The following is a 19,748-nucleotide window of genomic DNA, read 5'->3' as shown; positions in this document are numbered from 1 at the left end:
GGCCGGGTTTCTGCTAACGCGAAATCGGTGCGGCAGGCGCGATCAGCCGACGCACCGGCACCTGGCTGTCGGTGAACGGGCGGATGCCGATGGCCTCGTGCACCTGGCGCGGCCGCAGCACCCCTCCCTGGGTGAGCACCAGGGCCACCCGGCGCAGGTCGTCGATGCGCTGGGTGGGGTCGCCATCCACCAGCAGCAGGTCGGCACGGCGGCCGGGCAGGATCTCGCCGCGGTCGCCCAGCGTGCCGCTGACCTTGGCGCCGTTGTAGGTGGCGATGCGCAGCGCCTCGCCCGGCGTGAGGCCGGCGTGCACATAGGCGATCACCTCGCTGTGCAGCACCAGGCCCGAGAGGTGGTCGGTGCCGGCCACCAGCGTGACACCGGCGCGGTGCAGGCGCAGCGCAAACTCCGACAGCTTGGCCACCGCGGCGCGGTAGCGCTGGGCCGTGGCCTCGTCGGGGATCTTCATCTGCGCGGCGCGCAGGCTGCGCTGCATGTCGGGCGGCAGGTGCGCGAGCACGCTGGCCAGCTCGGCCGGCGCCTCGCCGTCGCGCTGCTGCAGGAATTGGAAGGTCATCAGCGTCAGGTCGGCCACCGTGCCGCGGGCCTTGAGCTTGGCGATGAACTCGCGCACCGCGGCGCTGTCGAGGTCGAGCGTGCCCAGGCGCTCGGCGGGCAGGTAGAAGCGCTCGAGCGTGCGCGTGTCGGTGCTGGGCGTGACCAGAAAGTTCAGCAGCAGCTGGTTGACATGCGAGACCTCGTCGAAGCCCATGTCCACCACCTCCTCGGCACGCAGAAAAGCCGGCACATGGCCGGCCACGCGCAGGCCGCGCAGGTGGGCGTAGTCGATCGCCTGCTGCAGAAACTCGCGCGGGAAGGAGTTGTAGATCTTGACCGTGCCGTAGCCGCGCTGGGCGTACCAGTCGACCGCGGCCTTGGCCTCGTCGAGCGTGCGCACCATGAAGCCGTTGGCCGACGAGAAGGGGCTGGCGCCCTCGATGAAGCCGGCCGGCACGATCTGCGGATAGGCCAGCTCGCCGCGCGCGGTCTCGTCGAGCAGCTGCTGCAGCTGGGCATTGGTGTTGCCCATGTCGCGCACGGTGGTCACGCCGGCGGCCAGGTGCAGGCCGCCGCTGCCGCGCCAGGCATGGTCGTGCATGTCGAACAGGCCGGGCAGCATCACGCGGCCGCCGGCGTCGATCTCGTGCTCGGGCTCGCGCGCGGCCACGCTGCCGGCCGGCAGCACCGCGGTGATGCGCCCGCGCAGCACATACACATCGCTGGCCGGGCCCAGGCGCGCGGCGGCGCTGTCGAAGACCCGCGCATTGCGCACCACGGTGAGCCCCGGCAGCGGCTGCAGCCACTCGGTGGCACGCCGACGGTGCAGCGCGGCCTCGGCCTGGCGCTGGCGCTCGCGCAGCGTGCCCAGGCTGGCCGCCCAGCCCTCCTCGATCAGCGCGCCCCAGCCCGACCAGACGGCGGCAAACAGCCGCGGCTGGGCCTCGTCGGTGGCCCACACATAGTTGGGCGACAGGCCCAGGCCGGTGTGCTCGAGCAGTTGCAGCGCCAGGCGCCGGCCCTGGTGGCTGAGCTCGGTGCGGTCGACCACGCGCTGGGTCAGGCGGCCGCTGGGCAGCAGCGGCAGGCTGGCATCGGGGCGGCGGCTCAGCGCGCCCAGCGCCACCGCATCCATGGCCGGCGAGCCGCCCATCGAGACATACAGCGCCGGGCCGTCCAGCGCCTGGTCGCCCTGGTCGACCGGCGAGCGCCAGCGCACGCGCCCGCCCTCGCGCTCGAACTGCTCGTCGATGGCGCTGCCGTAGGTGCTGGTGCCCTTGACGCTGTAGCGCTGCGGCGTGCCGTCGTCGGCCAGGCGGATCTGCTCCACCGTCTCGGGACCGCGGCCATTGTCCTTGTACTCGAAGCGCACCGTGAGCTGGCGCGCTCCGTCCACTTGCGCCTGCTCGATCTGCAGCCCGCCCAGGCGCTGGCCGGACGACTCGCTGACCAGGTCGTAGCGCGCACCCGGGGGCGACGCCTGGGCCGCCACCTGGGCCAAGGCCAGCAACGGCAGCAGGGCCAGCAGGGCCTGACGCGCGCGCCTGCACCGCGGCGCCATCCAACGAGACTTGTGCATGGGCTTCTTCACCTGAATCCTTGACCATGTCGCCGCGCAAGGCGGCCTGCAAGCAGTATTGCCCAGGCGCGGCGGCCCGTCCGGCACCGGCTTTGGCGCCGCGCCATCTAGGGATGGCCGCTGTGCGGGTGACAGCGCACTGTGGGCGCCCCCAAACCAGCACGAGGAGACCGTCATGGCCAAGAAAGCCATCTGCGTGGGCATCAACAAGTTCGCCAACTACCCGCAGTTCGCCCTGAACGGCTGCGTCAACGACGCCAAGGACATGGCTGCGCTGGCCAAGGAGGTGCTGGGCTTCAAGGCCGGCGAGATCAAGACCCTGGTCGATGCCCAGGCCACCAAGGCCGCCATCATGGCCGAGCTGCAGGCTGCGGTGGCGGCGGCCAAGGCCGGCAAGCTGAGCTACCTGCTGTTCAGCCTGTCGTCGCACGGCACGCAGATGGCCGACAAGAGCGGCGACGAGCCCGACGGCATGGACGAGGCCTTCGTGCCCTACGACATCGCGCAAAAGGGCAATGCCTGGGACCCGGCGCGCATCATCAGCGACGACGAGCTCAATGGGCTGTTCGCCCAGCTGCCGGCCAGCACCCTGCTCGAGGTCTACCTCGACACCTGCCACTCGGGCAGCGGCTTGCGCGGCGCCGAGTTCAGCCTGCACGCGCCGCGCGCACGCTATGTGGCGCCGCCGGCCGGCGAGCTGCAGGGGGCGGTCAGGCAGCGCACGGTGCGCGGCTTCACGCTGCAGCGCGCGCCCGGCAGCAGCGCGGCCGCCGGCAAGGGCAAGAAGGCCGCCCAGGCTACCGCCGCCGCGGCCGCCGACAAGGCCGTGGCCGGCCGCAACCATGTGCTGTGGAGCGGCTGCAAGGCCAACCAGACCAGTGCCGATGCCTACTTCAGCGGCCGCTACAACGGCGCCTTCACCTACTGGTACGTCAAGACCTTGCGCGACAGCGGCAACAAGCTCTCGCGCAAGGCCGTGGTGACCAAGGTCCGCGCGGCGTTGAAGGGCCAGTTCAGCCAGGTGCCGCAGCTCGAGGGCAACGCCACCAACCGCGCCAGCGCCATCGTCTATTGAGCGCTCATGGCGCGGCCGGATGCTGCAGCGGCCCGCTGGCCGGATGCTGCAACGGCCCGCCGGCCGTGGCCGGCCCACCCAGCAGCCGGCCCGCCAGCAGCCGCGGCACGCTGCGCAGCAGGCCGGGGCCAAAGGCGCGCAGCGTGGGGCGTGGCCAGTCGTCGAGCACCCAGGCCACGCTGCCCAGCCAGCGCGCCACCCGCAACGCGTCGGTCTGCGCCTGGGCCAACGGCCACAGACCGCGCTGCGTGTCGTAGCCGGCCAGCAGCGCGTCGCGCAGCGCCGGATAGCGGTTGCGGTGGTCGTGGTTGCGGGCCAGCGGATGCTGCAGGTACTGCAGCACCGAGGCCAGATCCTGTGCCCGCCAGTCGAGCCCGCAGTCGGTGAAGTCGATCGCGCCGGCCTGGCCGCGGCGAAACAGCAGGTTCCACAAGTGCATGTCGCCATGCACCAGGCCCCAGCTGGCGGCGTTGCGCGGCCAGCCGGCGATCTCGGCCTGCAGTTCGCGCGCCACCGCGGTGGCCAGGCGGCAGGCGCCCAGCGGCCACAGCGGCGTGGCGCGGCGCTGTCCTGCGGCCCAGCCGCCAAGCAGGTCGACGCCGGGCGGCGGCGCCGCATGCTGGCGCGCCAGCACACGCTCGCCGGCGTGGTGGATGGCGGCAATCAAGCGGCCGGTGGCCTGCAGGTGCGCCGGGCGCACCGCCGCGTCCAGGCAGCGGCCGTCCAGCCAGTCCAGCAGCACGGCCACGCGGCCGTCGGCCAGGCGCGGCAGCGTGGTGGCGTCGGGCGCCGTCCAGGGCCGCGGCACACGCCAGCCTTCGGCCGCCAGGTCGGCCAGCAGCGCCAGCTCGAAGGCGATGTGCGCGTCGCTGCGGCGGCCGGGCGGGTAGATGCGCAGCGCCAGGTCATGCCCGGCGCTGCTGCGCAGGCGCAGCACGGTGCAGTCGAGCGCGGCGATGCGGCGCCAGTGCTGCAGGCGCAGGCCGTGGGCGGCCAGCAGGCGCGGCAGCTCGTGCGCCAGCGGGCTGGGGGCGGCGCGCGCGGGCCGGGACGGCGGCGGGCGCAGCTGCGGCGGCGGCGAACGGCGGTCGGCGGGTGGTGAGCGCATGGCGGCGGTGCGATCTTGCCGCAGCCTGAAACCCGCGGCCAGCCGCACGGCACGCGGCTTGCACCAGGGCCGTGCATGCCTCAATTGCTGCTGATCAACCCGAACACCAGCGCCGCCGTGACCGAGCTGCTGGCGCACCACGCCGGTGCGCTGGCACCCCACGATGGCGTCTTGCACGCACGCACCGCACCGTTCGGTGAACCCTATATCGCCAGCGCTGCGGCCTGTGCGCTGGCCGAGCAGGCGGTGCCTGCCGCCTGGGCCAGCCATGTGGCGGCGCACGGCGAGCCCGACGCGGTGCTGGTGGCCTGTTTTGGTGACCCCGGTGTGGCCGCGCTGCGCGCCCGCACCCGGGTGCCGGTGCTGGGCCTGGCCGAGGTGGCCATGCGCCAGGCCCAGGCCCTGGCCGCCACGCACGGGGGGCCTGACGGGCGCTATGCCATCGTTACCGGCGGCGCCGCCTGGCGGCCCATGCTGTGGGCCCTGGCCGAGCGCCTGGGCCTGGCCGCCCGCCTGGCCGAGGTGGTGACCGTGGCGCCCAGCGGCGCCGAGCTGATGGCCGACCCCGCCGCCGCCCAGACGCTGCTGCGCGCTGCCTGCCACGAAGCGCTGGCGCGCCCGGGCGTGCAGGCCATCGTGATCGGCGGCGCGGCCCTGGCCGACCTGGCCGCACCGCTGTCGGCCGAGCTGCAGGTGCCCCTGGTCGACAACGTGCAGGTTGGCCTGCGGGCCGCGTGGCACACCGCTTGCAGTGCTCGCCCCACCGTCTGATGGAGCGTTTGCCGAATGAAAACCCTGCCCCGACCCCTGGTTTCCCGCGCCGCCACGGCCACGCTGTCGGCGGTGGCGGCCACCACCGCCCTGCTGGCCAGTCCCGCCGCGCTGGCCCAGGAAAAGGTGCTGCGCATCGCCATGACCGCGGCAGACATCCCGCGCACGCTGGGCCAGCCCGACCAGGGTTTCGAGGGCAACCGCTTCACCGGCATTCCGCTGTACGACGCGCTGGTGCACTGGGATCTGAGCAAGACCGATGCGCCCAGCGTGCCGGTGCCCGGCCTGGCCCTGAGCTGGGCCGTGGATGCCAAGGACAAGACCAAGTGGGTGTTCAAGCTGCGCCCCGGCGTGAAGTTCCATGACGGCAGCGCCTTCACCGCCGACGCCGTCGTGTGGAACGTGCGCAAGGTGCTCGACAAGGACGCGCCGCACTTCGACGCCAGCCAGGTGGGCGTGACCGCCAGCCGCATGCCCACGTTGCGCAGCGCGAAAAAGATCGACGACCTGACGGTGGAACTCACCACCAGCGAGCCCGATGCGTTCCTGCCGCTGAACCTGACCAACCTGTTCATGGCCTCGCCGGCGCATTGGCAGAAGAAGTTCGATGCTGCGGCAGGCGCCACGCCGGCCGACAAGGCCAAGGCCGCCTGGCCCGCCTTTGCCGCCGATGCCTCGGGCTCGGGCCCCTACCGCATGACCCGCTTCGTGGCGCGCGAGCGGCTCGAGCTGTCACCCAACAAGGCCTACTGGGACCCCAAGCGCACGCCCAAGATCGACAAGCTGGTGCTGCTGCCCATGCCCGAGGCCAATGCGCGCACCGCCGCGCTGCTGTCGGGCCAGGTGGACTGGATCGAGGCGCCGGCGCCCGATGCCATGGCCGCCATCCAGGGCCGCGGCCACAAGATCTACTTCAACCAGCAGCCACATGTGTGGCCCTGGCAGCTGAGCTTTGCCGAGGGCTCGCCCTGGCTCGACAAGCGGGTGCGCCACGCCGCCAACCTGTGCGTCGACCGCACCGGCCTGCTCAAGCTGCTGGGCGGCATGATGGCCATTCCCAAGGGCACCGTGCCGCCCGGCCACCCGTGGTGGGGCAACCCGAAGTTCGACATCCGCTACGACCCCACCGAAGGCAAGCGCCTGATGGCCGAGGCCGGCCACACGCCGGCCAAGCCGCTGAAGGTGAAGGTGCAGATCAGCGCCAGCGGTTCGGGCCAGATGCAGCCGCTGCCGATGAACGAGTTTGCGCAGCAAAGTCTCAAGCAATGTGGCTTCGACGTGCAGTTCGACGTGATCGAGTGGAACACCTTGTTCACCAACTGGCGCAAGGGCGCCAAGGACCCCTCGGCCAACGGCGCCAACGCCATCAACGTGAGCTACGCGGCGATGGACCCGTTCTTCGCGATGGTGCGTTTTGCCAGCACCAAGACCTTCCCGCCGGTGAGCAACAACTGGGGCTACTTCGGCAATGCCGAGATCGACAAGCTGATCGCCGATGCGCGCGGCAGCTTCGACGACAAGGCGCGTGACGGCGCGCTGGCCAAGCTGCATGCGCGCATCGTGGAAGAGGCGCCCTTCGTGTGGATTGCGCACGACGTGGGCCCGCGCGCCATCGCCGCCAAGGTCAAGGGCGTGGTGCAGCCGCGCAGCTGGTTCATCGATCTCGCCCCGCTGACCATCGACTGATGCTGGCCACCCTGCTGCAGCGCGTGCTGTACGCGCTGCCCATCATGGCCGGCGTGGCGCTGGTGTGCTTTGCGCTGGTGCACCTGGCGCCGGGCGATCCGCTGGTGGCCATCCTGCCGCCCGACGCCTCGGCCGAGCTGGCGGCGCAGATGCGCCAGATCTACGGCTTCGACCGCAGCCTGCCCGAGCAGTTCGGCGTGTGGGTGTGGCGCGCGCTGCAGGGCGATCTGGGCACCAGCATCGCCAGCGGCCGGCCGGTGGCCAGCGAGGTGCTCAACGCCGTGGGCAACACGCTGCGCCTGGCGGTGCTGGCCACGGCCATCGGCTTTGTGCTGGGCAGCCTGTTCGGCTTTGTGGCGGGCTACTTCCAGGGCAGCTGGCCCGACCGCCTGGCGTCGATGCTGAGCGTGCTGGGCGTCAGCGTGCCGCACTACTGGCTGGGCATGGTGGGGGTGATCGTGTTCTCGGCGCTGACCGGCTGGCTGCCCAGTACCGGCGCCGGGCCCGACGGCTCCAGCAGCTGGGCCTGGGACTGGAACCACCTGCAGTACATGGTGCTGCCGGCGGCCACGATGAGCGTCATTCCGATGGGCATCATCGCCCGCACCGTGCGCGCGCTGGTGGCCGAGCTGCTGGCGCAGGAGTTCATCGTGGGCCTGAAGGCCAAGGGCCTGACCGACTTCGGCATCTTCTGCCATGTGGTGAAGAACGCCGCGCCCACCGCGCTGGCGGTGATGGGCCTGCAGCTGGGCTACCTGCTGGGCGGCAGCATCCTGATCGAGACGGTGTTCGCCTGGCCGGGCACCGGCTTCCTGCTCAACAGCGCCATCTTCCAGCGCGATCTGCCGCTGCTGCAGGGCACGATCCTGGTGCTGGCGATGTTCTTCGTGGTGCTGAACCTGTTGGTGGACATCGTTCAATCCACGCTCGATCCGCGGATCGCCCGTGGCTGATGGAGGCAAGGACATGAGCACCCTCGCCCCTGCCGCCGCCTCGCCGGCCGCCCACGCGCTGGCCACGGCCGCCGTGCAAACCTCCCCCGGCTACTGGGCCAGCGTGCTGCGCCGCCTGCTGGCCGACCGCGTGGCCATGGGCGCCGGCCTGGTGGTGCTGGCGCTGCTGCTGCTGGCCGCCTTCGGGCCCTGGCTGGCGCCGGCCGATCCGTACCAGAGCTCGATGCTCAAGCGCCTGCAGCCCATCGGTGCCGAGGGCTATCTGCTGGGCAGCGACGAGCTCGGCCGCGACCTGCTCAGCCGCCTGATCGTGGGCACGCGGCTGAGCCTGTTCATGGGCCTCACGCCGGTGCTGATGGCCTTTGTGATCGGCTCGGGCCTGGGCATCCTGGCGGGCTATGCGGGCGGCTGGGTCAACAGCGCCATCATGCGCACCATCGACGTGTTCTACGCCTTCCCGTCGGTGCTGCTGGCGATTGCGCTGTCGGGTGCGCTGGGGGCAGGCATCCTCAACTCGCTGATCTCGCTGACCATCGTGTTCGTGCCGCAGATCGCCCGCGTGGCCGAGGCCGTCACCGCCCAGGCCAAGGGGCGTGACTACGTGGAGGCCGCGCGCGCCTCGGGCGCCAGCGCCTTCACCATCGTGCGGGTGCACGTGCTGGGCAATGTGCTGGGGCCGATCTTCGTCTACAGCACCAGCCTGATCGCGGTGAGCCTGATCCTGGCCTCGGGCCTCTCGTTCCTGGGCCTGGGCGTCAAGCCGCCCGAGCCCGAATGGGGCCTGATGCTCAACACCCTGCGCACGGCCATCTACACCCAGCCGGCCGTGGCCGCGCTGCCCGGGGCGATGATCTTCATCACCTCGATCGCCTTCAACCTGCTGTCGGACGGCCTGCGTTCGGCGATGGACAACAAGCGATGAGCGCTGCCCCCCACACCGACATCGGCGGCCCCGCCCAGCCGCTGCTCAGCATCCGCGGCCTGACCAAGCATTTCGGCCTTCAGCGTGGCCTGTTCGGCGGCCTGCTGCCGGGCGACGGCCGTGTGGTGCGCGCGGTGGATGGCGTCGACTTTGCCGTGCGCAAGGGCGAGACCCTGGGCGTGGTGGGCGAGTCGGGCTGCGGCAAGAGCACCACCGCGCGGCTGATGATGCAGCTGATCGCGCCCACCGCCGGCGAGGTGGTGTTCGATGGCCGCGTGGTCGGCACGCGCGACCTGCCGCTGAAGGCGTTTCGGCGCCAGGTGCAGATGGTGTTCCAGGACAGCTATGCCTCGCTGAACCCGCGCCTGACCATCGAGGATTCCATCGCCTTCGGCCCCATGGTGCATGGCGTGTCGCGCCGCGAGGCGGTGGCGCGCGCCCACGACCTGCTGGCCCGCGTGGGCCTGGAGCCGGCGCGTTTTGCCGGCCGCTGGCCGCATGAACTGTCGGGCGGCCAGCGTCAGCGCGTCAACATCGCCCGTGCGCTGGCGCTGCAGCCGCGCCTGGTGATCCTGGACGAGGCCGTGTCGGCGCTGGACAAGAGCGTCGAGGCCCAGGTGCTGAACCTGCTGATGGACCTGAAGGACGCCTTCGGCCTGACCTATGTGTTCATCAGCCACGATCTGCAGGTGGTGCGCCACATCAGCGACCGGGTGATGGTGATGTACCTCGGCCGCGTGGCCGAACTGGGCCCCACCGAGGCGCTGTACGAGGCGCCGTTGCACCTCTACACCAAGGCCCTGCTGTCCAGCATGCCGGCCCTCGACCCCGACCACCGCACCGAGGTGCCGCCGCTGGCCGGCGACCCGCCCAACCCGATTGCGCCGCCGCCGGGCTGCCGGTTTCACCCGCGCTGTGCGATGGCGGCGCCGGTGTGCAGCCAGCAGGTGCCGCGGTCGGTGGCGCCGGGTGATGCGCATGGCGTGGCCTGCCTGATGCACGAGGCGGGCAGCGGGCATCCGGCGGCTATGGGAGACGCGGCATGACGTCGTTCGCAGCACCAGGCGGGCCGAGCGCCGGGCCGCGCCCAGGCCGGCCCGCCGTCCCCGCGGGGGGCCGGCCGACCTGCCCGTCGGGCGAGGGGCAGGCATGACGGCGCTGGTCGAGATCAGGAACCTGCAGGTCACCTTTGCCGGCAGCGGCGCCAAGGGCCGGCCGGTGCGGGCGGTCAGCGATGTCAACCTCAGCGTGCAGCGCGGCGAGGTGCTGGCGCTGATCGGTGAATCGGGCTCGGGCAAGAGCGTCACGCTGCGCACCCTGCTCAAGCTGCACCCCGAGCGCCGCACCACCATCGGCGGCCAGGTGCAGGTGGCCGGCACCGATGTGCTGGCGCTGCAGGGCCGGGCGCTGGCCGCCTACCGCGGCAAGACCACGGCCATGATCTTCCAGGAGCCGCTGCTGGCGCTCGACCCGGTGTACACCGTGGGCGCGCAGATCGTCGAGGCCATCCGCCGCCACGAGCCGGTGAGCGCGGCCGAGGCCAAGGCGCGCGCGCTGGCGCTGTTCGAGCAGGTGCGCATTCCCAGCCCCGAGCGGCGGCTGGCGGCCTATCCCCACGAGATGAGCGGCGGCATGCGCCAGCGCGCGATGATCGCCCTGGCCCTGGCCTGCCGGCCGCAGCTGCTGCTGGCCGACGAGCCCACCACCGCGCTCGACGCCACGGTGCAGATCCAGGTGCTGCTGCTGCTGCGCGAGCTGCAGCAGCGCCTGAGCCTGGGGGTGATCTTCGTCACCCACGACATCGGCGCCGCGGTGGAGGTGGCCGACCGCATCGCGGTGATGTATGGCGGGCGCATCGTCGAGGAAGGCACGGTGCGCCAGCTGATCCGCAGCCCGCGCCACCCCTACACGCAAGCCCTGCTGGCCAGCCGCCAGCATGGCGCCATGGTGCGCGGCCAGCGCCTGCCCACCATTGCCGGCAGCCCGCCCGACCTGGCCGCCCTGCCACCCGGCTGCGCCTTTGCCGAGCGCTGCCCGCTGGCCACCCCGGCCTGCCGCGAGGCGCTGCCGCCGGCGGTGACCATCGCCGCGGGCCACATCGCGCGCTGCCACCGCAGCGATGCCACGGCCGCAGAATCTCCCGCGCCCACCGCCACCGAGGCCTGAACCCGCCATGCCGCTGCACGACCCCGCCCACGCCTTCGTGCCCTACCCCGAGGCACCGGTGCCGCATGCCGCCAGCGGCCCGCTGGCCGGCCTGCGCTTTGGCGTGAAGGACTTGTTCGACGTAGCCGGCCACCCCACCGGCGGCGGCAACCCCATCGTGCTGGCCCTGTCGGGCATCAAGACCCGCAGCGCGCCCACGGTGCAGCGCCTGCTCGATGCCGGCGCGGCCTTTGCCGGCAAGACCGTCACCGACGAGCTGGCGTTCTCGATGAACGGCCAGAACGCGCACTTCGGCGCGCCCGTCAACGGCGCGGCACCCGAGCGCATCAGCGGCGGCTCGAGCTCGGGCTCGGCGGCGGCGGTGTCGAACCGCCTGGTCGACTTTGCGCTGGGCACCGACACCGGCGGCAGCGTGCGCGCGCCGGCCAGCCACTGCCACCTGCTGGGCCTGCGGCCCACACATGGCCGCGTGAGCCTGGACGGTGCGCTGGATCTGGCCCCCAGCCTCGACACCTGCGGCTGGTTTGCCCGCGATGCCGCCACCTTTGCCCGCGTGGCCGAGGTGCTGCTGGGCGCCGACGCCCGCCCCCTGCCGGCCAGCGTGCGCCTGCTGTGGCCCACCGCGCTGTGGACCCTGCTGGTGCCCGAGGCCGCACCAGCGGTGAAAGACGCCGCCGGCCGTGTGCAGGCCGTGCTGGGCGGCGCCACGCCGGTGGACGTGGTGCACGAGAGCCTGGACGCGATGTACTGGCACTTTCGCCACCTGCAGGGCCGCGAGGCCTGGATGACCGACGGCCCGCTGATCGAGCGTTACGCGCCGCCGCTGGGCCCCGGCGTGGCCGAGCGCTTTGCCTGGTCGCGCCAGGTCAGCGATGCCCAGGTGGCCGCGGCCTGGGTGCACCGCCGCGCCATCAGCGCCCGGCTCGACGACCTGCTGGGCGACGATGGCGTGCTGCTGCTGCCCACCATGCCCGATGTGGCGCCGCTGCGCGCCGCACCCGAAAGCGCGCTGGAGGACTACCGCAACCGCGCCATCCGCCTGCTGTGCCTGGCCGGCCTGACCGGCCTGCCGCAGCTGAGCCTGCCGCTGCTGTGGCGCGAGGATGCCGCGGGCGGCCGCGCGCCGATGGGCCTGTCGCTGCTGGGCCCGCGCGGGTCTGACCGCAGCCTGGTGGCGCTGGCCGAGCGGCTGGCCGCCGCCGGCGTGGGGGTGTGAGCCGGCGCGCGCTCAGCGCCTGAGCGGCCGGCCCGATCCCGCCGGGCCGCCCCAAGGGGCTGAGGCCCCCTCGGGTCGCAGGAGCGCAGCGACGTGGGGGCTGCCAGGCGCCGGAGGCCTGCTACGACAGCGCCAGCTGCAGCGGCTGCGCCAGCGCCACGGTGTCGCAGTCGGGCAGTTCGCCGCGGCGCTCGATGACCAGGAAGTCGCCCGCATCCAGCGCCAGCAGCGCGTGATGCCAGGTGCCCGGCGCCAGCCACACGCCCTGCGTGCCATCGGTGACAAAACATGCCAGCTGCGCCGCATCGGTCGGCGCCGGCCCTGGCCGCGCCACCACCAGCACGAAGCGCCGCGGCGCACCCAGCGGCACGAAGCTCTGGCTGCCCAGGCGGTGGCGCTCGAGCTCGGTGATGGCCAGCGGCAGCGTGCGCGCCTGCGCGCGCATCAGCGCGAGCACCGGCCGGTCGGCGCCGGCGCCCAGGCGGGCATCGGGCACCAGCTCCACACGCTGGGCGGTGCCGGCGTTGAGGGTTTCCGCGCCGGCAAGGGCGCCGGCCTCGGCCTGCAGCACGCGGCCATAGGGCGCAAAGGCCGCGGCCGTGAGCGGCTGCGGATGAAGCAAGGCGTTGACGGTGGACATGGCGGTCGCGATGCAAGCGCCGCGCCAGGCCGCTGGCCGCCGCGGCCGCCGTGCTTGCGGTGGCCGCCGCGGCCGTTCTCGCAGCTCAGCGCCGGCCGCGCCGAGTGCCAGGCAACCCATGCGCGGCCCCACGCTGCCGCAAATGACGCTGCCGCTGCAGAACGGCGAGGGCGCCAGGTAGGAGATCCACGACACCTGCGCCCGGTTGCCGCGGCCGGCCAGGCCGTCGATCAGGATGCTGTGGCGGCGTCGTTGAACGGCGCCGCGGGCTCCCAGTTGCGGTGGATCACGCCACCCACCGCGCTGTTGTTGCTGAACCAGAGCGTGTCCACCTGGCCCAGCCACACATGGACGCGCGCCTGCGCCGGCCGCGCCGGCCCGCCACGGCCGAGACGCCGCCGGGCCGGGCCTGCCCGCGCCGCCTCAGGCGCGCAGAAAGCCCAGGTTGCGCGCGCTGCCGAAGTTGGCCAGGTTGGGCAGGGCGGTGTCGAGCTGCCCTTCGCCGAGGCCCCACCAGCGCATCAGCGTGGCGGCGTACTGGTCCACCGACAGGCCGGGGATCCAGCGGCCCTGCAGCTCCCAGTCGTCCACGCCCACGTCATCAGGGCCGCCGAGGGCCAGCGTGGGATAGCGACCGTAGCTGCGGCCACCGGCCACCGCGCCGCCCAGCACCAGCTGGTGGTTGCCCCAGGCATGGTCGGTGCCGGCGGTCTCGTTGGGCGCGAAGGTGCGGCCGAAGTCGCTCTCGGTGAACAGGGTCACGCGATCGCCCATGCCGATGGTCTTGAGCGCCTGCCAGAAGGCGGCCAGTCCGGCCGCCATCTCGGCCATCAGGTCGGCATGGGTGCCGTCCATCGCGGTGGTGCCCACCTGGCCCGAGTGGTTGTCGAAGCCCCCCATCTGCACAAAAAACACCTGCCGCGTGCCGCGCACCGTGCTGCGCGCATGGACGAAGCGCGCCACCTGGTACAGCTGCGCGCCAAGCTGGTTGGTGAAGTAGCCCCCCGCGGCGTCGATCTGGCCGGCAAAGGCCTGGGCGATGCCGCTGCGGTCGTTGACCGGATCGACCGCCGCGCCGATCAGCGGCGCCAGCCGCGACTCGATCTCGAAGGCCTCGCGCATGCCGCCGGCATAGGCCTCGGTGAGCGGGCTCTTCTGCGCCTCGGCGAACAGCGCGTTCAGCGCGGCGCGACGGGCGGTGACCGGGCTCCAGTCGTAGAAGCCCTCGGCGCCGAAGGCCGAGCCCGGCCCCGGCAGCACCCAGGGCGCGCGCAGGTCCGACAGCGTGAAGTGCGCATTGCCGCCAAAGCTGATCGGCGGGTTGGTGGTGGCCATCAGCGCCGCGGCGCGGCCGCCCCAGCCGGTGCGCTCGATCGAGCGCGTGCCGCCCGACTCCCACTGCATCTGCTGGTCGGAGTGCGAGAACAGGCTCTCGGGGATCAGTACATCGCCGGACGCCGCGGCGCGGTACTGCGCCTTGCTCAGCGGCGCGTACAGCGGGCCCACGTTGAGCACCGGCGCCAGCGCGCCATCGGCCCAGGCGGTGGCCAGCGGGGCCATGGCCGGGTGCAGGCCCAGGTCGGCGCCCAGCGGCACCAGGCTGGCGCGCGGCAGCGCCAGCGGGCCGCGCACCGCGGCGTACTGGGCGTGGCGGGTGGCGTCGCGCGGCACCACCATGTTCATGCCGTCGTTGCCGCCGTACAGAAACAGGCAGACCAGGGCCTTGTAGTCGTCGGCGGCGGCCTGCACGCCGCCTCCGGCCAGCAGCGGGCCGAGCAGTGGCGCACCCACGGCGCCGGCAGACAGGGCACCGCCCCAGCCCAGCAGGCGGCGGCGCGAGAGCAGCGGGTTCGGGCGGGAGGAATTCTTGGCGTTCATGTCGTGTCCTTGGTCGGCCGCGTCAGTTCAGCACCTGGTAGGCCGGCGAGGCGTACACCAGGTAGGCCGCCGTGCGCACGCGCTCGGTGCGCCAGTCGATGCCGGCGTCGGTGGTGGGCCAGGCGTTGACCGCTTCGACGATGCGCGCCTTGGCCGCCGCGCTCAGGCGCCCGCCGGTGGCCAGCGCCACCAGGCGCTCGACCAGCAGCGTGGCATCGGCCGCATCGGCGCGAAACGCCGCCAGGTTGACCCCGGTGCCCAGCGCGCCGGGCACGCTGCTTTCGGGCGCAAAGCCGTCCCAGTACAGCAGGGCGTTGATGAAGTTCAGCCGCGCAAACGCCGTGTTGGCGTTGTAGACGCCGAACGCCGGCCCCACCAGCCGCGTGCCGGCCACCGGGTAGTTGGGCGGGTAGAAGCCGAACACCGAGGGCGACATGAAGACATGCTGGCGCAGGCCTTCGCCCCACCACCAGCCCAGCGCGGCGCCATCGCTGCGGCCGTTCAGGCCGCGCAGCACGCCGGTCATCATCAGCACCGGTTCGCGCAGCTTCTCGGCCACCAGCGGCGGCGCGCTGTTGCGCGCCTCGCTGTCGAGCAGCACTGCAGCCACGGTGGCTGCCAGGTCGCCGCGCGTGCCGGTGCCGAAGCTGCGGGTGCCCTTCAGGAAGCGGCCGCTGCTGAAGGCGGTGGCCACACGCTTGACATAGGCCGGCGTGGGATTGCTCTTGACCAGCTGCTGGATCAGCTGCCGGCCGATGAAGGGCGCCATGTTGGGATGGGCCATCAGCGAGTCGAGCACCAGGTTCAGCGCCTGCGCCGGCGTGCGGCTGGCCGGCACGGTCACGCCGCCGAGCAGGCTGCGGGCCTGGTTGTCCTGCAGCACGGGCTTGGCCACCATGTCGCCGGCCAGGTAGCGGCAGTTGGCGCCCTCGGGCCAGCAGCCCCATTGCGAGCTGCCGCCGGCCGGATAGCTCCAGCCGGTCAGCGCATAGGCATAGGCGCGCACGGTGGCGTTGTCGTAGGTGGGCAGGCAGCGGCTGCCGGCCAGCGTGCCGTCGGCATTGAGCTGGCAGGTGCCCAGCGCAAACAGCTGCAGCAGCTCGCGCGCGAAGTTCTCGTTGGGCGCCAGCTTGTCGTTGTTGACATGGTCGAGGTACTCGCCCATCAGCGGCGACAGCGTCACCTTGCGCAGCACCTCGCGGTAGTTGCCGAAGGCGTTGCTGAGCAGCGCGTTGTGATAGACCCGCCAGCCGTAGGTGCCCGACACCTCGTGTGCCGACACCACCAGGATCTGCCCCAGCGCAAAGGCCACGCGCTGGCGCAGCTGGTCGGAGCGGCCGATGGCGTTGCGGTAGAAGTCCCACAGCAGCGGTTCGGTGCTGTAGTAGTCGCGCCAGCAGGTGTCGCCCGCCCCGGCGCAGGGGTCGACGCCGTCGGCGGTGCGGTCGATGCGGGCATCGCCGCCGCGGGTGTAGCTCGAGCCGCTGGTGGTCAGCTGCGCCGCCACCCAGGCCTCGGTGCCGGCCGTGCGGATGGCGGTGACCAGCGCCTCGTTGGCACCGAAGCTGGCCTGGTCGGCCAGACGCACCGCATCGCGCTGGGTGGCCAGCAGCGGCGTGGCGGCCGCGGCGATCGACTTGGTGCCCTCGTCGGCCGCGCTGGCCTGGCTGGAGGCCTCACCGCCACCACCGCCGCCACCGCAGGCGGACAGCAGCAGGGCCAGGGCACCCGACAGCAGCAGGCGCGGTGCGTGTCGGTGCGCGCACACTGGAGAACCTCCAGGCTGTGCCGTCCGGTATTCACCCTTGGGGCGGCCCGGCGCGCTCATGAGCGGCCTGCACCAACAGATACAGATTGAGCGCCCGAACCCCCGGCTCCGGGGGGCGTCGGCAGCGCCTGGCGGCCGCGCCAGCGGCGCCCGGCCAATGCCGCGGCGCCCAGCAGCCACAGCGCGGCGCTGGCCGGTTCGGGCACCGGGCTGACCGTCTCGAAACGGATTTGCTGCAGCACGAAGCCCTGCAGCGGCACCGGCTGATCGTGGTGGAAATAGAAGACGTTGAAACCGTCGCTGCCCATCGCCGTGAAGGTCAGCGTGGCGCGGCCGTCCTCCTCGGTGGGCACCAGGCTGTTGGCCACCAGGCTGGCGCTGCCGTCGGCACTGCTGACCGACAGGTTGCCCGGCGCATCGGCCGCAAAGCCTGCGAGCGTCTCGGTGCCTTCGCCGGCCACCGCGCTGAGCGCGATCAGGTCCAGCGAGAGCCAGGCCAAGGCCCGCTGGCTGCTCAGGCTGTAGTGGCCGGAATCGCCGCCGCTGCCCAGCCACAGGCCTTCAAAGCCGAACAGTTCGCTGCCAGTCATCGTGGCCGTGATCTGCTCGCTCACGCGCAGCCAGCCGTCCGCGGTGTCGAACTGGGCCTGGCCGCTGTCGGGCGCCACCAGCATCAGCTGCGCCGCGCTGATCACCTGCGGCACCGCCAGCGCGGCCTGCGCCGCCAGAGCCAATGCGCCTGCGGCGACGCCGCGAATCCATGTCTGCCTTGCCATCCCATCCTCCTGTGCCTGCGTGGATGGGCGGCACCGTACGGTGTCCGAACCGAAACACTGCAACCAGACGTTTCAGGGCGCAGCGCCCGCTGGGCCCGCCGCCGCCTGCGCCAGATCAGGGGCGGCCGGGGCTGCGCACCCACAATCGGCGGGTGCTGATCAACCTGTTTCTGGCGCTGCCAGCCCTGGCCCTGGCGCTGGCCTTGCGCCCCTGGCGCGCCGTGGGCCAGGGCGGCCCGCCGTGGCCCTGGCTGGCCTGGTGCGCCACGCTGCCGCTGCTGTGGGCGGCCGATCACCTGGCGCGTGCGCCCATCGTGCAGCCGCTGTCGGGCGCCTCGCTGCTGGTGTTGCTGGCCGGCTGGCCGCTGGCCATGCTGGCGCTGCTGCCGGTGGCCCTGCTGATGACCCTGGCCGGCGACCTGCCCTGGCACGAAGGCCTGCACCGGCTGGTGTGGCTGGGCGTCGTGCCGGGCACGCTGGCCCTGCTGCTGGGCGCGGCGCTGCGGCGCTGGCTGCCCGGGCACCTGTTCATCTACATCCTGGGTCGCGGCTTTTTCACCACCTGGATCGCCGCGGCGCTGGCGGGTGCGCTGGCCTTGGCCCTGACCGGCGCGCCGCAGGGCACCGAGCCGGCCGACCTGCTGATCGGCCGCTTTCTGTCGGCCAGCGGCGAGGCCTTTCTGACCGGCATGTTCGCGGCCATCTTCGTGGCCTTCCGGCCGCACTGGCTGGCCACCTACTCCGACCGGCTGTACCTGCCCAAGGATTGACGCGGCCAGGCGGCCGCGCCGGCAGTGCACGGCGCACGGCACGCCGCATGCTAGAAGCCGGCATGGCCGCCCCCACGCCCGCCCCCACGCCCGCCCCCGCCCCGGCGCCGCTGCACAGCTGGCTGGACGACGGCCATGCGCTGCTGGCCGGCACGCTGTTCGTGGCGCTGGGCCTGGTGATGTTTGCCAATGCCGGGCTGCTGACCGGCGGCGTGGCCGGCGTGGCCTTTCTGGTGAGCTACGCCACCGGCTGGAGCCTGGCGGCCTGCTTCTGGCTGTTCAGCCTGCCGTTCTTCTTGCTGGCCTGGCGGCGGCTGGGGCCGGAGTTCACGCTCAAGAGCCTGGCCGCGGTGACGGCGGTGTCGCTGTTCACCGCGCTGGCGCCGCGGGTGGTGCGCTTCGAGCTGCTGAACCCCTGGCTGGCTTCGGTGCTGGGCGGCTTTCTGATCGGCTTCGGCCTGCTGGCCCTGCTGCGCCACCAGGCCAGCGTGGGCGGCGTGAACATCGTGGCGCAGTGGCTGCAGCGCTCGCGCGGCATCCGCGCCGGCCATGTGCAGATGGCCGTGGACATCGCCGTGGTGCTGGCCGCGCTGGCCGTGGTGCCGCCGCTGCGGGTGCTGCAGTCGGTGCTGGGCGCGGTGGCCATCGGCGCCATCCTGACGCTGAACCACCGCCCCGGGCGCTACCTGGGGGTGTGATTCAGGCCAGCGCCCGCGCGATCAAGATCTTCTGCACCTCGGAGGTGCCCTCGTAGATCTGGCACACGCGCACGTCGCGGTAGATGCGCTCGACCGGAAAGTCGCTCACATAGCCATAGCCGCCCAGCACCTGGATGGCCGCCGAGCACACGCGCTCGGCCATCTCGCTGGCATTGAGCTTGGCCATCGCGGCCTCCTTCAGGCAGGGGCGGCCGGCGTCCTTCAGCACGGCGGCATGCCAGATCAGCTGGCGCGCGGCCTCGATCTGCATGGCCATCTCGGCCAGCTTGAACTGCACCGCCTGGTGGTTGAAGATGGCCGTGCCGAAGGCCTGGCGCTCCCTGGCATAGGCCAGCGCGCAGTCAAACGCCGCGCGGGCCATGCCCACGCACTGGCTGGCGATGCCGATGCGCCCGCCCTCCAGGCCCGACAGCGCGATCTTCAGGCCCTCGCCCTCCTGGCCGATGCGGTTGGCGGCGGGCACGCGGCAGTTCTCGAACACGATCTGCGCCGTGTCGGACGCATGCTGGCCCATCTTGTCTTCCACCCGCGCCACGGTGTAGCCGGGCGTGCCGGTGGGCACCAGAAAGGCGCTGATGCCGCGCTTGCCGGCGGCTTTGTCGGTGACCGCCATGACGATGGCCACATCGCCGTTCTTGCCGCTGGTGATGAACTGCTTGACGCCGTTGAGCACGTAGCCGTCGCCATCGCCAGCCTGAGCACGCACGGCGGTGGTCTTCAGCCCGTCGGCCTGGCTGCCCACATGCGGCTCGGTGAGGCAGAACGCGCCCAGCATGTCACCGCGCGCCAGCGGCTTGAGAAACGCCTGCTTTTGCGCCTCGCTGCCCCAGGCCATCAGGATCGAGCACACCGGGCAGTTGTTGACGCTGACCACGGTGCTGGTGGCGCCGTCGCCAGCGGCGATCTCCTCCAGGATCACGGCCAGCGCCAGGTAGTCGAGCCCCGCACCGTCATAGGCCTGCGGCACGGCCACGCCGTAGCAGCCCAGCGCGGCCAGGCCCTTGAGCTGGGCCGCCGGGAACTGGTGGCTCTTGTCCCAGGCGGCGGCATGCGGCGCGATCTCGGCCTGCACAAAGCTGCGCACGGCGTCCTGCACCGCCACGTGGTCGTCGCTCAACAGCATGGGCTGGGTCTCCTGGGGATGTTTTGGGGGAGGGCCGGCG

17 protein-coding genes and 1 pseudogene are annotated in these 19,748 nt (G+C 72.4%); 11 read left to right on the top strand and 7 right to left on the bottom strand.

Annotated features, from left to right (window positions below; translation table 11 throughout):
* Positions 1-13 precede the first annotated feature (13 nt).
* On the bottom strand, positions 14-2,137 hold the full coding sequence (locus N4G63_RS04030; RefSeq protein WP_314599375.1) for an amidohydrolase family protein: 2,124 nt from the start codon (positions 2,135-2,137) through the stop codon (positions 14-16).
* A gap of 175 nt (positions 2,138-2,312) precedes the next feature.
* On the opposite strand from N4G63_RS04030, the gene N4G63_RS04025 reads away from it, so the two are divergent.
* Positions 2,313-3,212, top strand: a complete 900-nt coding sequence (locus N4G63_RS04025; protein ID WP_314599374.1) for a caspase family protein — start codon at positions 2,313-2,315, stop codon at positions 3,210-3,212.
* Positions 3,213-3,216: 4 nt separating this feature from the next.
* Here the strand turns inward: N4G63_RS04025 and N4G63_RS04020 are convergent, their stop codons facing one another.
* Complete coding sequence (locus N4G63_RS04020; protein WP_260790279.1) at positions 3,217-4,320, bottom strand: phosphotransferase enzyme family protein; 1,104 nt, start codon at positions 4,318-4,320, stop codon at positions 3,217-3,219.
* A gap of 75 nt (positions 4,321-4,395) precedes the next feature.
* On the opposite strand from N4G63_RS04020, the gene N4G63_RS04015 reads away from it, so the two are divergent.
* From N4G63_RS04015 to N4G63_RS03985, 8 genes and pseudogenes are all read left to right on the top strand, one after another.
* On the top strand, positions 4,396-5,091 hold the full coding sequence (locus N4G63_RS04015; protein WP_260790278.1) for an aspartate/glutamate racemase family protein: 696 nt from the start codon (positions 4,396-4,398) through the stop codon (positions 5,089-5,091).
* A gap of 15 nt (positions 5,092-5,106) precedes the next feature.
* A complete protein-coding gene (locus N4G63_RS04010; protein ID WP_443111998.1) occupies positions 5,107-6,777 on the top strand; it encodes an ABC transporter substrate-binding protein in 1,671 nt (556 codons plus the stop codon).
* Positions 6,777-7,730 carry an ABC transporter permease gene (locus tag N4G63_RS04005; protein ID WP_260790277.1) on the top strand — a complete coding sequence of 318 codons (954 nt, stop codon included), beginning with the start codon at positions 6,777-6,779 and terminating at the stop codon, positions 7,728-7,730. The genes N4G63_RS04010 and N4G63_RS04005 overlap by 1 nt, the downstream gene beginning before the upstream one ends.
* Before the next feature lie 13 nt (positions 7,731-7,743).
* Positions 7,744-8,652: an ABC transporter permease gene (locus N4G63_RS04000; protein ID WP_260790276.1), complete on the top strand. Its 909-nt coding sequence runs from the start codon at positions 7,744-7,746 to the stop codon at positions 8,650-8,652.
* Positions 8,649-9,698: an ABC transporter ATP-binding protein gene (locus N4G63_RS03995; RefSeq protein ID WP_260790275.1), complete on the top strand. Its 1,050-nt coding sequence runs from the start codon at positions 8,649-8,651 to the stop codon at positions 9,696-9,698. The genes N4G63_RS04000 and N4G63_RS03995 overlap by 4 nt, the downstream gene beginning before the upstream one ends.
* Before the next feature lie 103 nt (positions 9,699-9,801).
* Positions 9,802-10,368, top strand: a pseudogene (locus N4G63_RS28280) (ATP-binding cassette domain-containing protein); the annotation flags it as partial.
* A gap of 123 nt (positions 10,369-10,491) precedes the next feature.
* Complete coding sequence (locus tag N4G63_RS28275; protein ID WP_443112036.1) at positions 10,492-10,818, top strand: oligopeptide/dipeptide ABC transporter ATP-binding protein; 327 nt, start codon at positions 10,492-10,494, stop codon at positions 10,816-10,818.
* Between the two features lie 7 nt (positions 10,819-10,825).
* The gene (locus tag N4G63_RS03985; RefSeq protein WP_314599372.1) at positions 10,826-12,034 is read left to right on the top strand and encodes an amidase; all 1,209 of its coding nucleotides are present in this window, start codon (positions 10,826-10,828) and stop codon (positions 12,032-12,034) included.
* Positions 12,035-12,155: 121 nt separating this feature from the next.
* Here the strand turns inward: N4G63_RS03985 and N4G63_RS03980 are convergent, their stop codons facing one another.
* The 4 genes from N4G63_RS03980 to N4G63_RS03965 form a co-directional block, all read right to left on the bottom strand.
* Positions 12,156-12,674: an ureidoglycolate lyase gene (locus tag N4G63_RS03980; protein WP_260790274.1), complete on the bottom strand. Its 519-nt coding sequence runs from the start codon at positions 12,672-12,674 to the stop codon at positions 12,156-12,158.
* A 423-nt stretch (positions 12,675-13,097) separates the two neighbouring features.
* On the bottom strand, positions 13,098-14,552 hold the full coding sequence (locus tag N4G63_RS03975) for a DUF1501 domain-containing protein (RefSeq protein ID WP_314599371.1): 1,455 nt from the start codon (positions 14,550-14,552) through the stop codon (positions 13,098-13,100).
* Between the two features lie 22 nt (positions 14,553-14,574).
* Positions 14,575-16,320 (bottom strand): DUF1800 domain-containing protein, encoded by a 1,746-nt coding sequence (locus N4G63_RS03970; RefSeq protein WP_260790272.1) that lies wholly within the window; start codon positions 16,318-16,320, stop codon positions 14,575-14,577.
* 56 nt (positions 16,321-16,376) lie between these two features.
* The gene (locus N4G63_RS03965; RefSeq protein WP_260790271.1) at positions 16,377-17,096 is read right to left on the bottom strand and encodes a PEP-CTERM sorting domain-containing protein; all 720 of its coding nucleotides are present in this window, start codon (positions 17,094-17,096) and stop codon (positions 16,377-16,379) included.
* Positions 17,097-17,248: 152 nt separating this feature from the next.
* Here N4G63_RS03965 and N4G63_RS03960 point away from each other — a divergent pair, with 152 nt between their 5' ends.
* Both N4G63_RS03960 and N4G63_RS03955 read left to right on the top strand, forming a co-directional pair.
* Positions 17,249-17,866: a hypothetical protein gene (locus N4G63_RS03960; RefSeq protein WP_260790270.1), complete on the top strand. Its 618-nt coding sequence runs from the start codon at positions 17,249-17,251 to the stop codon at positions 17,864-17,866.
* A 62-nt stretch (positions 17,867-17,928) separates the two neighbouring features.
* A complete protein-coding gene (locus N4G63_RS03955; protein ID WP_260790269.1) occupies positions 17,929-18,564 on the top strand; it encodes a YitT family protein in 636 nt (211 codons plus the stop codon).
* A gap of 1 nt (position 18,565) precedes the next feature.
* Here N4G63_RS03955 and N4G63_RS03950 read toward each other — a convergent pair whose 3' ends face one another.
* Positions 18,566-19,708 (bottom strand): acyl-CoA dehydrogenase family protein, encoded by a 1,143-nt coding sequence (locus N4G63_RS03950; protein WP_260790268.1) that lies wholly within the window; start codon positions 19,706-19,708, stop codon positions 18,566-18,568.
* Positions 19,709-19,748: the final 40 nt, after the last annotated feature.

It is taken from the genome of Aquabacterium sp. OR-4, assembly GCF_025290835.2.
GTDB lineage: Bacteria > Pseudomonadota > Gammaproteobacteria > Burkholderiales > Burkholderiaceae_C > Pseudaquabacterium.
Note: the sequence above shows the minus strand (reverse complement) of the source record. Positions and strands in the feature narration are given on the sequence as shown.